Raw genomic sequence first — 11906 nt, 5'->3', positions numbered from 1 at the left:
AATCTTGAATTGGCATTTAAGATACTTTTAATATCTATTCGGCTGGCTTTGCCTGCGAGAAGAAAATCATTTTAATAGCAACAATTATTAAAACAACCCCAAATATTTTTTTTAAAGTTTGCTGGTCTATTTTGACTGCTATCTTTGAACCAAAATAGCCACCTATTACAAAGGCTGCTGCAATTACTAGGGCATATCGCCAGTCTAATCCTTCACCAGCTTTATGATAATTATAAGCTGCTAGAAACGTCACTGGAACCGCAAGAACTGCAAGACTTAATCCTTGTGCATCATGTTGATTGTAACCTAAGAACCAAATAGCTAATGGCACCATGATAACACCACCGCCTACGCCCACGCTACCGCTCAATAATCCAGCAAGTAATCCTAATAGAAGTAATAATAAAATAGTTGTAAGAGACATTTTGGCTTTTGGTTTCATGTTATAGTAATGGAGCCCACAATCTACAAAAAGACTCTTTAAATTTGTTCAGTTTATTTCTTTTTTCCCACCTTTCTAGTATAATTTGTTCACTGTCAAGTAAATCCTTATCAAATAAATCATTCAATTCTTTACTTATTCGTTCATTATACATCAAAGCATTGATTTCAAAATTTATATCAAAACTACGGTAATCCATGTTTGAAGTTCCTATCGTAGCAAAGTGATCATCAACCACCATAGTTTTTGCATGTAGCATTCCTTTAGTGTACCAGTACAACTTAACGCCACTTTCTAATATTTCGGTGAAATAAGACCTACTAGCATATCTTGCAGCCCAACTATCACCTTTTCTAGGAACAAGAATTTCTATTTCAATTCCAGATCTTGCAGCACTTTTTAAAGCGGTTAAAATGGATTCGTTAGGTATAAAGTAAGGAGTGGTAATCCTCACACATCGTTGTGCAGTATTGATAGCAATAAAAAGTGCTTCCATTATATTGGCCCAATCAGTATCGGGACCGCTTGCAGCTATTTGAACAGCGACATCTTCTACCTCATCAATTTCAGGAAAATAACTTGATGGTATTTCATGTGGCAGTTCCTCTTTGTCACATTGACAAACAAAATACCAGTTCAACAACCACTGTACTTGTAACGATTTTACTGCATGACCTTCAATACGACAATGAGTATCTCTCCAGTATAATCTTCCAGTATCTCCTTTCTTATTTACGTAACTATCGCTTACGTTAATTCCTCCTAGATAACCTATATGGCCATCTATGATACATATTTTACGATGGTTTCTATAATTGGCTTTTCTCGTAAAATCTGAAAACAACACTGGCATGAAAGAATGATAATCAATACCAGCATCTTTCATACGATTTTTACCTGCTCGTGATAAATCACTACCTACAGAATCATAAATAAGCTTGACCTCTACCCCACGATTTCTAGCCTCAATTAACTTATCTATAAACGCGTTCCCAATATTGTCGTCATTGAAAATAAAATATTCTAGATGAATGTGATCTTGGGCTTCATCAATATCCTTAAATATGGATTCAAAAGTGGCGTTTCCATTAATTAAGACCTTGACGTCATTTTTCAGAGTTAGATAGGCGTTTTGGTTATGTTTGAGCAACTTAACCATTTTTAAACGATCCATTAGGGCTTGATCATCTAGCTCATGAATACGTTGATCTGAGATTTGTAAACGCTCGTTCCATTCTTTTACTAAGACATTAGCATCTAAGTCCTTACGTTTAAAAATTTTAGACTTCCTATATTCTAAACCAAAAAAGTAATAGATTATAAGACCAATAAATGGAAGCGCAATAAGAAAGAGAAGGGATGAAACCGTTTTACGTGGGTTTTGATTGCTTTTTATTAAAAAAAAGGCACCTGTCAACGCTACTACATAATTAAGTACTAGTGCTGTAAAAAACCAATTACGGTAAACCCAATCTAAAATCATCAGTTATAATAGCCTGCCTCAGGAATTTTAATTTGGTACACTTTTCTAGATTGATTGTTCAATTTGCCTTCTCGCAACCACGGATTGTGAATCTTTAAAATTTTATAGTTGATGTTTTGCGCTTTCGCGAAAGCGGACAAATCTTCAATTTCATAATCAACTGTTACATCCTTTGTAGGGACTAGTTGATACGCATGATCTGGTTCAACATTGAAACCAAACTTTTCTGGAGCTTGCAAAATCTCTTTGATGGCCATTATTCTGAACATATAGCGACCCGTTTCTGGATTAAGTGCAAGGTCATAATAATTATCCACTTGTTGTTTTTCTAACTCTCGATTAATGCCTGCGTTACCAGCATTATATGCTGCTGCAGCAAGAGTCCAACTTCCAAAGCGCTCTTTACTATTCTTAAGATATTCACATGCTACACGTGTTGCTTTTTCAATGTGAAAACGCTCATCGACATTACTATTTACTTCTAGACCATACTCCTTTCCTGTTGCCTTCATTATTTGCCAAAAGCCGCTGGCGCCAGCAGGTGAAGTAACTGGTTGTAGACCACTTTCAATTACGGCTAGATATTTAAAGTCATCGGGAATATTATATTCACGTAAAATGGGTTCAATGATTGGAAAATATTTTTGAGCTCGTTTAATTAACAAAATACCATTAGACTGCCAGTAGGTATTTACAAGGAATTCTCTATCGGCACGTTCTCTAATATCTGGCATATTTAAAGGAACTGTTTCACCAGCAAAATTTAGGTTTTCAGGCACATTGAAACTGTAAACGTTGTAATCATTTACCAGTTTTTTATCCGTCTTTAGAGTTGGTGTTTTTTCAATTGTTACCGATTCGTCGCTATCGCTTGTTTGGATCATGCTTAATCCAATAACAGTAACCATACCTAATCCTATACCTATAAGTAGTTTCTTCATCTTCAAAATTTTGTTTAAAAATATAATTTTAACCAGACTAGTGGTTAATCGATAGTGTTAATTATCCAAAATAAGTTGGGGTAAATGCTCATTAAACCATCTAAATCTATTTATAATCATAACGTGTGTTCCTCCTTCAACAGTAATACAGTTTTCAATATATTTAATGGGGAAAACTGGGTCACTATCACCATGAATATGAATTAAGTTATCTGGTGCTTTTTCTTGGTCCCAATTAATGATTGTGTTCAAGGCCCAGTCCATATATAATGGATCATTTACAGATAGGTATTTATTATACATTTCTATCTTTTTAGGTGCCAATATTTTTGAGTAAGAAGCGATAGTCCCAAAATGCTTAATGAGAGTTGTAGGTAACGCCTTGTGAAGATGAGTAACTTTACTTAACCTCATGCGTCTAGGGAACTCTTTGCTAGATTTAACGGAAGAAATGATAATCATTTTTTTTACAGGTAGCAGTTTTGAAAGTTCTTGGACAATCACACCACCAAATGATACTCCTATTAAAACAGGATATTCATGCTTTATTTGATCTAGAAGTCTGATACAATAGTCCCTAATAGATTCATTTTTAACAGGTAGAATCCATTCCATTAGATGAACATCAAATTGTTTTGATGGCAATTTTATGTATTCAAAAATTTGAGGTGATGCTGCCATTCCTGGCATGAAATATACCGAACACTTCATTGATGCTTATATATCTGATTTATAAATAATTACAAAGAACTTAACTTGTATATGTCTGTTTTTTAGTATATTTGTAATTCAACTATTCAAAAAACTTTTACTAACCTACCAGTAATATAATCAAATATAGGTAGTAAAACGATCAGAATTTCTTCTGATTTTAAATAAGAGAGAATGAGTACAAAGGTAAATTTAGAAATTACTGACAATGAGTTTTTACGTCAGTATGAATGTATTGTGGATGGAGAAATGGCTCGTATCGAGTATGCTCAACAAGATCGCAAAATATTTTTAACCAAATTAATTATCCCTGAAGTTCTAGAAGAGAACTTTTCTTTTAAGGATGAATTTCTTACAGCAGTTTTTGACAACATCAAATTTGAAAAAGAATTAAAAGTTGTACCTACTCACCCTAAAATTGCTGGATTTGTGAGAAAAAATAGAATTAAATACAAGGAAATGTTACCCGTAGGAATCGCTATTTAGAGCAGTCCCACAATTTATTTGCTTCAATTAAATCATCTGGTGTGTCAATTCCAATACTAGATTTTTGAGTGCGCACCATTTTAATCTTTTTCCCTTGCTCTATATAGCGCAAGCATTCTAGTTTTTCTAACAATTCTAGTGGTGTTGCCTTACTGCGATAAAAGTCAAGTAACGCTTGTTTCCTAAACGCATAAATCCCTATATGCTTGTAGTAGGTAGCTGGTAATAATTTATCTCGATGATAAGGTATGGGCGACCTTGAAAAGTAAATAGCGTGATCATTTTCATCAACTATAACTTTTACATTATTAGGATTAGATATCATTTCCTCACCTTTAATTTCATGCATTAAAGATGCAAGTGATATATTTTTTAAAGGATCATTCTTGAACACTTCTATTAATGAGGCTAGATCATCTTTATTAGTAAACGGTTCGTCTCCTTGAACGTTGATAACAATATCGGCAGATATGTTTTCGACTGCTTCGGCAATACGATCACTACCACATTCATGATTTTTAGTGCTCATTACCGCTTTACCTCCATTCTCCTCAACAGTTTTGTAGATGGTTTCACTATCGGTTGCGACCATTACATCATCAAATAGACCTGTTTGTTGAGTGGCCTGCATGGTGCGTATAATTACAGGTTTACCACTTAGATCTTTCATTAATTTACCTGGAAATCTGCTTGCTTCATAGCGTGCAGGTATTACGGCTATTGTTCTCAATTTGTTAGTTTTTTGTTAGTTTGCTTTCGCGAAAGCGAACTTCTTTTAAACAATTTTTTATATAACTTTCTCATGGCGAGAAAGATCAATATTACAATAATGACAGCGACAACTGGAGCGAGTAAGGAGAGAATTGATAGAATACCGCTTAATCCAGCCTCGGCTGTGCTTACTACTGGATTACCTAATCCACCAGTAGTTGCTGTGCTTGTTGCTCGTGCTGCGGTTGTAGTGCTTGATATAGCAGCTGCTGTTCCACCACCAGCAATGATGGCCAAAGTCCACGTATAAACTGGGTCCAAATCTCCAACGACACTCACCATTACTGCAGTACCTGCAATAGTTGCGAGAGGAACCGAAATAGTGTCCAAAAGATTATCTACATAAGGTATGTAATAAGCAAGAAGTTCTACTACGGCTGCAACTGCTAGGACAATTACAGCTGTTAAACTACCTGCCCAGGACCAATCTTCATTTAAGGGTATCCAACCCATGTATCCGGCAAAGCTCAAAAATAACAAAGGAACGAATACTCTAAATCCTGCACTGGCAGACAATCCTATACCCAAACAAACGCTGGTGAAAATGCTAAAAAATGTTTCCATAACTATGATTCAATAAAATGATCCTTATTGAAGCCTATAAGATACAAATTTGTTTTGGCTCTTGTACATGCTGTGTACAACCACCTTAAATAATCCTTGCTAGGTCCATCTGGTAAATAGGGTTGCTCAACGATCACATTTTCCCATTGTCCTCCTTGAGATTTATGACAGGTAATTGCATAAGAAAATTTTACTTGTAGAGCATTAAAATACTGATTGGCTTTAATTTCTTTATACTGCTTCCATTTAGGTAATTTAAGATAATCCATCCTTACCTCTTGATACAATTTGTTGCTTTGCTCATAGGTTAAACTAGGCGATTCTGATGTTAATGTATCAAGTAACAACGTGGTTTCAAAGGGTTTCATGTCAGGATAATCTACCATACGCACCTTAACATTAGCAAATTTGAAACCATATAATTCTTTAAATGAGAATATCTCTAATATTTCTATGATATCACCATTTGCAATAAATCCAGCATCACTAGTAGGTTTAAGCCAATGGTAATTATTTTTTACGACCATTAGGAAGTCGCCGGCACTTAGCTCGCTTTCCCTGAATAAAATTCTTGATCTTATTTGTTGGTTATAAAGGTTTGCCCGTTTATTTGATCTTACAATTATTGCTGTTTCTTCATGACCGTTGATGTCATAGGCACTATTAATAGTATCAATGATTTCATGTCCATCAATTAATCGTTTAATATCATTATAAGGCTGTACGTTGAATTTAAAATTATAATCTTGTTCCTCTATATGATTACGTATACCTGTAGCATTAAATAAGATACCAGATTTATCGGTTTGTCGTTTAACCTCGTCTAATTCAATACTTGTGACTTCTTTTAAATAACGTTGTTCAATTATTCTTTCATCAAGAGCTGGACTTACTTCTAGTTTTACTGGCGGTAATTGTGCTGTATCTCCAATGATCAGTAATTTACAATTACTTCCCTCGTAGACATATTGTATAAGGTCATCCAGTAATGATCCCGTAGCTCCAAATAATTTGCCTTCGGAGACTACATCTGGTATCATCGATGCTTCGTCTACTATAAATAAAGTATTACGATGTTTATTTTTTTTAAGTGTAAATTCTACACTGCCGCTACCTTGACCTTTTGGATAATAAATTTCTCGGTGAATTGTGGCTGCCTGTCTGGATGAATAATTGCTTATTACTTTGGCAGCTCTACCTGTAGGCGCTAGAAGTACAGTTCCTACTCTTACTTTCCAAATAGCCTTAACTAATACACTAATAAGAGTAGTTTTTCCGGTACCTGCGTAACCTTTTAATAAAAAAGTACGGTCTTTATTTTTTTTATCTAGAATGAAATTACTTAACTGATGAAGCGCTATATCTTGTTGATTTGTAGGCTCAAAGGGAAATTGATCTTTTAATTCTTTATAGAAAGAGGATACGTCCATATAAGGTTTGTAGAAAAACTGTGGGTAAACTTAACCCAAATTTCACACTAGTCGTTAGGACTAGACAAAAAATATTGTAGATTTGTTTGCTTTGAAAACAAGTAAAAACTTTTGAACATATGTTGACTTTTGTACTATCAGTATTAGCAGGTTTAGTCGTTCTGATACTGTTTGCTGTATTTATTAACAAAATTCCTAAGAAAGCACACCCTATATTTATTCTTATACTTTTAGGTTTAAGCGGATTCTTTGGATACAAGCTGTATCAATCCATTGCCGAACCCGTAGAATTTGAAAAAGTAAAAGAAGAAAGGTATAAAAAGGTAATTAGTAAACTTATAAAGTTAAGAGAAGCTCAAACAGCTCACAAACTGATAACTGGTAAGTATGCAGAGAACATCAATAACCTTACACAATTTGTAGATACTGCTCAATTTGCTCTTACTACTAAACGAGATAGTACTGTTGTAGATAGAGAACGTAACATCAAATTTAGATTAGATCCTGAAACAGGTGGATATACTAAAGAGGTTACTATTATTGACACGTTAGGCTTTAAATCTGTTAAAGATTCATTATTCAAAAATACTGACGTTGCAAAACTTCTTGATTATGGTATAGAAAATGCTCCTGGTAAAATCAAATTGGAAACAGGTCTTGTACCTGATAAAGACCAAATGATACCTGTATTTAAAGCTACAGCCGATAAAAAAGAAATACTTTTTGATCAGCCTGAAAAGCTCGTAAAAGCAGAACTTGAGGTAAAAGCTGTTGAGGCTGTAAATGGATCTACTATCTATGTAGGTAGCTTGGATGAAATTACAACAAGTGGTAACTGGCCTAGAAAGTATGCAGATAACTAATAAGTCTGAAAATATTTTAAAAGAGTTGTCCGTTCTGATTCATCAGAATGGACTTTCTTTTTTTACTCATATAGGTAATCGCGTAGAAAACAGTTACGATAAGAGCTTTAAATACTCCAACAATCCTATAGAACTTTTTCAAGAGATAGAATTAATTTATAACGAAGAAGATTTTGTAAACAAATCTTTTTCCAAAGTAAATATCTATTACCACCACCCTATTTTCACCTGTGTTCCCAATGCCTACTTTGATCCGTCAAATAGCGCAGACTACCTTAAATACACAACTCAATTATTAGAAACTGATGTAATCAGTCATGATAATCTCAAAGAACTAACTACTGTTTATATTGCATATAGCAATTTGAATAACTTCTTTTTTGAAAAACACGGCGATCTTAACTACTACCACTTAAGTACTCAAATATTGAAAAAAGAAGAAAACATTGAAAGGCAAAACCATGCTTATTTAAACCTTCTTCCTAATCATTTTTACTTAAGTGTTTATAAAGACGATAAATTAGTTGCCCATAACAGCTACCCTTATGAGTCCAAAGAAGATTTACTATACTATACCGTATTTTCATTACAACAGTTTAATTGCGATGTAGAAACCACAGTAGTAACCGTAAAAGGTGAAAAAATTGATGAAGAATTATTTGATGTCCTGTATAAATATATACGACATGTGGAAAAAAATGAAAACATCAATTATCTCAAAGAATTAATATGCGCATAATTTCTGGAATACATAAAGGAAGAAGAATACAAGCTCCAAAAACTCTACCTGTTCGTCCTACGACGGATATGGCTAAGGAAGCTCTATTTAATATTTTAAGACATCAGATTGAAATACATGATGGCAGAGTATTGGAGCTATTCGCAGGTAGTGGAAACATGAGTTATGAATTTTGTAGTCGTGGAGCAAGTAGTTCACTAGCAGTTGATAAACATGCTGCATGTACCAGTTTTATCAAAAAAACTGCAACCGATCTCGACTTAAATATTGACGTTGTAAAGGCCGATGTGTTCAGTTTTTTAAGCAAACATAAAGGTAAGTACGATCTTATTTTTGCAGATCCTCCTTACGGTTTCAGTGATGAGGAATTTCTTAAAGTACCAGAATTAATCTTTCAGCAAGAATTACTAGATACAGATGGAATGCTTATAGTAGAGCATTCAAAACACTCAGATTTAAGTACTCATTCATACTTTAAAGATAGTCGTCGATACGGCGGCACAGTTTTTAGTTTCTTTTATCATGAAGATGAAGAAGAATAGAAAAGCAGGTCTATAAGCCGGATTCTGTATCTCATTATTGAGACCCTTATCATTTATCTGGGATAAGTATTACTACTTACCTCTATCTGCCTACCCATCAAAATCGCGCGGATAACGCTCAAACTCTGACCTACATGACATTGCACCGCATAGAGTTTACCTGGTTTCACTACAGCATTATCTGTACATACTTTCTGTTGCACTAGTCCTATTGCTATTACGATTACGCTTTCGCGAAAGCATAACAACAACGACGGCCATTAACCGTTATGCTATCCTGTGGTGTCCGGACTTTCCTTTCCTGTAAATACTGGAACGATAAGGCGACCTGCGCAGCAAAATTACCTATTTTTTTGTTGATAAATCAATAAAAAACAAACTCAAAATAAACGGCAAAACAATGTCGTACGTATATCTTTGACCTATGGAACCGTTTATAGTAAGCGCACGTAAATACAGACCCGAAACCTTTGAAGATGTTGTTGGTCAAAGGGCAATTACACAAACTCTAGAGAATGCTATAAAAAGCAATCATCTAGCGCAGGCGTTACTATTTACAGGACCTAGAGGTGTAGGAAAAACTACCTGTGCCAGAATTCTTGCCAAAAAAATAAATCAAGAAAGTGGAGATTATAGTCCCGATGAAGACTTTGCTTTCAATATTTTTGAATTAGATGCTGCCTCAAACAACGGTGTAGAGCACATACGTAGTATTGTCGATCAAGTACGTATTCCTCCACAAGTGGGAAAATATAAAGTATATATCATAGATGAGGTTCACATGCTATCAAATGCTGCCTTCAATGCGTTCTTAAAAACCCTTGAGGAACCACCATCTCATGCTATTTTTATTTTAGCCACTACCGAAAAGCACAAAATTATCCCTACCATATTATCTAGATGTCAAATATTTGATTTTAAAAGGATTACGGTAGGTGCTATGAGAGATCACCTTAAAAGAATAGCGCAACAAGAAGGAATAAGTGCTGAGGAAGAAGCGTTGCAAATAATAGCTCAAAAAGCAGATGGTGCACTGCGTGATTCCTTGTCAATTTTTGATAGAGTGGTAAGCTTTTCTGGTAAAGATCTCACTGTACAAGCTGTAACAGAAAATTTAAATGTTTTAGATCGTGATACGTATTTCAAGGTAACCGATTTGATTCTAGATGGCGACATCCCTAATCTTCTAGTTACTTATGATGAAATACTAGCTAAAGGTTTTGATGGTCATCATTTCATAAGTGGTCTTGCAAGTCATTTTAGGGACCTCATGGTTTGTAAAGATGAGCGCACTATCCAGCTTTTGGAATTAGGTGAAAAAACTAAAGGAAAATATAAAAGTCAGTCTTCTCATACAGATTTAGGTTTCCTGCGTGAGGCTATAGAAATAGCAAACAACGCCGATTTTAACTACCGTGCTAGTAGAAATCAACGATTACATGTCGAACTAGCTATAATGAAACTAGCCTCTATCCTTCAGGATGGAGAAAAAAAAAACTCCAATAGCTACATAGTAGGTCCTGAAAAGTTTACAGAAATCCTAATAGATGATGTAAAACTTACTGAGGAACAAAAACAGGAAACAGCTCACGTTACGAAAGCAGCACCTTCAAAAGTAATATCTGAAGAGCCATCAACTTACAGGAATTCTGAAAAGCCTATAGAATCAACCAGTCCTGTACCAGAGAAGACACCTCATTTGAATTCCCAAAACTTTGTGGATACCAATGATCGTGAAGCTCAATTAAAAGCTGCTAGAGCAAGATTGTCTTCTAAAACTAAAGAAACTGTAAGTAGTAGTTCTATCAAAGCGATACAGGTAAAAAATGAGCACGTCGCCAAAGCTGCTCAAAAAGTAATTAAACATGATGAATTACCTACAAAACCCTTTAGTCAAGAGGAGTTAAATCTAGTATGGAATAAATACGTGGATTATTTAGAGAATAAAGGCCAGCGTATTTTAGCTAGTATTCTCAATGCAGATGATCCTGAATTGATAGAAAAATCAGGTATACGCCTAAAATTTCCTAACAAATCAATGAAAGAGGATCTTGAAAAAAATCAAGGTACGGTTTTGGAACATTTGAAAAGGGAGTTAAACAATTACAATATTTATTTTGATATCATAGTAGATGAGCAGGTAACCAAAAAATATGTATTTACAGAGCAAGAGAAGTATCAAAAATTGTCTGAGAAAAATCCTGCGCTAGAATTACTAAGAAAAACATTTGATCTCGATTTTAAATAAAAAAAAAGCAGCTCTACGGCTGCTTTTTTGATATCATAGGACAACTGATTTTATAACTTGTAAGCTATACCTAATTGAAAGTATCTGTTATTCGCTTCAGCTATTTCACCAAATTCCCTATCAAAAATGTTAGCGAATCCATAACTATATCTCAAGTCCAAAGTCCAATTTTCATCTAGGTTGTACCCTATTCCACCTACACCAGCAATATCCCAGTTATAATAATCATTATTATCACGTTCAGTAACGTTTACTCCTGCTTGTGGTCCTAACAATAGATAAATTTTTTCTCCTAAATCTACTTTGGCAAGAACACCTACTTGTAACCAATTTGTTTTAAATTGAACGTTATCTCCGTTTTCTAATCGCAGCTCTTCTTCATTAACACCTATTGCAGAAAGTCCAATTTCAGGCTGTAAACTAAAGGAATCACTTAATGGTACAACAGCAAAGAAATTTGCATGTAACCCTAATCTAGAATCGGCATCCTCAATATCACCCGATAAATTTGAGTAATTAAGACCTAACCTAAATCCATACTGAGCTTCACCGTTTACCTGAGAATAGGCATTCAGAGAAATAAATATCACAAATAAGGATAAAATAATATTTTTCATGTGTTCTAATTATTTAATTCAAAAGTACTGTTTAATAGTTTAATGCTGCTTAAATATATTCCTGCCAAG

The 11906-nt window shown here is 34.5% G+C and carries 13 protein-coding genes and 1 other RNA gene; 5 read left to right on the top strand and 9 right to left on the bottom strand.

Annotated features, from left to right (window positions below):
* Positions 1 to 34: 34 nt before the first annotated feature.
* The 4 genes from I5168_RS09005 to I5168_RS08990 are packed head-to-tail and all read right to left on the bottom strand — an operon-like array spanning position 35 to position 3577.
* The gene (locus I5168_RS09005) at positions 35 to 424 is read right to left on the bottom strand and encodes a sulfite exporter TauE/SafE family protein (RefSeq protein ID WP_060525115.1); all 390 of its coding nucleotides are present in this window, start codon (positions 422 to 424) and stop codon (positions 35 to 37) included.
* A gap of 19 nt (positions 425 to 443) precedes the next feature.
* Complete coding sequence (gene cls, locus I5168_RS09000) at positions 444 to 1925, bottom strand: cardiolipin synthase (protein WP_317168799.1); 1482 nt, start codon at positions 1923 to 1925, stop codon at positions 444 to 446.
* A complete protein-coding gene (locus I5168_RS08995) occupies positions 1925 to 2866 on the bottom strand; it encodes a lytic transglycosylase domain-containing protein (protein ID WP_042279323.1) in 942 nt (313 codons plus the stop codon). The genes cls and I5168_RS08995 overlap by 1 nt, the downstream gene beginning before the upstream one ends.
* A gap of 57 nt (positions 2867 to 2923) precedes the next feature.
* On the bottom strand, positions 2924 to 3577 hold the full coding sequence (locus I5168_RS08990) for an alpha/beta fold hydrolase (protein WP_240919390.1): 654 nt from the start codon (positions 3575 to 3577) through the stop codon (positions 2924 to 2926).
* Positions 3578 to 3751: 174 nt separating this feature from the next.
* On the opposite strand from I5168_RS08990, the gene I5168_RS08985 reads away from it, so the two are divergent.
* Positions 3752 to 4063 (top strand): GNAT family N-acetyltransferase, encoded by a 312-nt coding sequence (locus I5168_RS08985; RefSeq protein ID WP_042279325.1) that lies wholly within the window; start codon positions 3752 to 3754, stop codon positions 4061 to 4063.
* Here the strand turns inward: I5168_RS08985 and kdsB are convergent.
* From kdsB to I5168_RS08970, 3 genes are read right to left on the bottom strand one after another with little or no spacing between them, the layout of a single operon-like run.
* Positions 4056 to 4793, bottom strand: coding sequence for a 3-deoxy-manno-octulosonate cytidylyltransferase (kdsB, locus tag I5168_RS08980; RefSeq protein ID WP_431471549.1), 738 nt, complete (start codon positions 4791 to 4793; stop codon positions 4056 to 4058). The two genes, I5168_RS08985 and kdsB, sit on opposite strands and share 8 nt — an antisense overlap.
* On the bottom strand, positions 4790 to 5398 hold the full coding sequence (locus tag I5168_RS08975; RefSeq protein WP_042279329.1) for a DUF4126 domain-containing protein: 609 nt from the start codon (positions 5396 to 5398) through the stop codon (positions 4790 to 4792). Before I5168_RS08975 ends, kdsB begins: the two co-directional genes overlap by 4 nt.
* Before the next feature lie 2 nt (positions 5399 to 5400).
* Positions 5401 to 6828: an ATP-dependent DNA helicase gene (locus I5168_RS08970; protein ID WP_431471548.1), complete on the bottom strand. Its 1428-nt coding sequence runs from the start codon at positions 6826 to 6828 to the stop codon at positions 5401 to 5403.
* Positions 6829 to 6947: 119 nt separating this feature from the next.
* On the opposite strand from I5168_RS08970, the gene I5168_RS08965 reads away from it, so the two are divergent.
* The 3 genes from I5168_RS08965 to rsmD are packed head-to-tail and all read left to right on the top strand — an operon-like array spanning position 6948 to position 8972.
* On the top strand, positions 6948 to 7691 hold the full coding sequence (locus I5168_RS08965) for a hypothetical protein (protein ID WP_240919391.1): 744 nt from the start codon (positions 6948 to 6950) through the stop codon (positions 7689 to 7691).
* Positions 7642 to 8430, top strand: a complete 789-nt coding sequence (locus I5168_RS08960) for a DUF3822 family protein (RefSeq protein ID WP_167342132.1) — start codon at positions 7642 to 7644, stop codon at positions 8428 to 8430. The genes I5168_RS08965 and I5168_RS08960 overlap by 50 nt, the downstream gene beginning before the upstream one ends.
* Positions 8421 to 8972 (top strand): 16S rRNA (guanine(966)-N(2))-methyltransferase RsmD, encoded by a 552-nt coding sequence (gene rsmD, locus I5168_RS08955; RefSeq protein ID WP_431471547.1) that lies wholly within the window; start codon positions 8421 to 8423, stop codon positions 8970 to 8972. The genes I5168_RS08960 and rsmD overlap by 10 nt, the downstream gene beginning before the upstream one ends.
* Here rsmD and rnpB read toward each other — a convergent pair.
* Positions 8970 to 9307, bottom strand: an RNA gene (rnpB, locus tag I5168_RS08950) — RNase P RNA component class A. The two genes, rsmD and rnpB, sit on opposite strands and share 3 nt — an antisense overlap.
* Positions 9308 to 9396: 89 nt before the next feature.
* On the opposite strand from rnpB, the gene I5168_RS08945 reads away from it, so the two are divergent.
* Positions 9397 to 11220 carry a DNA polymerase III subunit gamma/tau gene (locus tag I5168_RS08945; RefSeq protein ID WP_431471546.1) on the top strand — a complete coding sequence of 608 codons (1824 nt, stop codon included), beginning with the start codon at positions 9397 to 9399 and terminating at the stop codon, positions 11218 to 11220.
* Positions 11221 to 11270: 50 nt separating this feature from the next.
* Here I5168_RS08945 and I5168_RS08940 read toward each other — a convergent pair whose 3' ends face one another.
* Positions 11271 to 11837, bottom strand: coding sequence for a porin family protein (locus tag I5168_RS08940; protein WP_105019176.1), 567 nt, complete (start codon positions 11835 to 11837; stop codon positions 11271 to 11273).
* Between the last annotated feature and the right edge of the window lie 69 nt (positions 11838 to 11906).

It is taken from the genome of Nonlabens sp. SCSIO 43208, assembly GCF_050703575.1.
GTDB lineage: Bacteria > Bacteroidota > Bacteroidia > Flavobacteriales > Flavobacteriaceae > Nonlabens > Nonlabens tegetincola.
The sequence above is the reverse complement of the archived record's forward strand: the minus strand, read 5'-3'. Positions and strand labels throughout refer to the sequence as shown.

Bases quoted from the DNA above. Each gene is read 5' to 3' on its own strand.
- I5168_RS08995 (WP_042279323.1), bottom strand. From the start codon at position 2,866: ATGAAGAAACTACTTATAGGTATAGGATTAGGTATGGTTACTGTTATT.
- cls (WP_317168799.1), bottom strand. From the start codon at position 1,925: ATGATTTTAGATTGGGTTTACCGTAATTGGTTTTTTACAGCACTAGTA.
- I5168_RS08970 (WP_431471548.1), bottom strand. From the start codon at position 6,828: ATGGACGTATCCTCTTTCTATAAAGAATTAAAAGATCAATTTCCCTTT.
- I5168_RS08975 (WP_042279329.1), bottom strand. From the start codon at position 5,398: ATGGAAACATTTTTTAGCATTTTCACCAGCGTTTGTTTGGGTATAGGA.
- I5168_RS08990 (WP_240919390.1), bottom strand. From the start codon at position 3,577: ATGAAGTGTTCGGTATATTTCATGCCAGGAATGGCAGCATCACCTCAA.
- I5168_RS08985 (WP_042279325.1), top strand. From the start codon at position 3,752: ATGAGTACAAAGGTAAATTTAGAAATTACTGACAATGAGTTTTTACGT.
- I5168_RS08965 (WP_240919391.1), top strand. From the start codon at position 6,948: ATGTTGACTTTTGTACTATCAGTATTAGCAGGTTTAGTCGTTCTGATA.
- rsmD (WP_431471547.1), top strand. From the start codon at position 8,421: ATGCGCATAATTTCTGGAATACATAAAGGAAGAAGAATACAAGCTCCA.
- I5168_RS08960 (WP_167342132.1), top strand. From the start codon at position 7,642: ATGAAATTACAACAAGTGGTAACTGGCCTAGAAAGTATGCAGATAACT.
- I5168_RS09005 (WP_060525115.1), bottom strand. From the start codon at position 424: ATGTCTCTTACAACTATTTTATTATTACTTCTATTAGGATTACTTGCT.
- I5168_RS08945 (WP_431471546.1), top strand. From the start codon at position 9,397: ATGGAACCGTTTATAGTAAGCGCACGTAAATACAGACCCGAAACCTTT.
- I5168_RS08940 (WP_105019176.1), bottom strand. From the start codon at position 11,837: ATGAAAAATATTATTTTATCCTTATTTGTGATATTTATTTCTCTGAAT.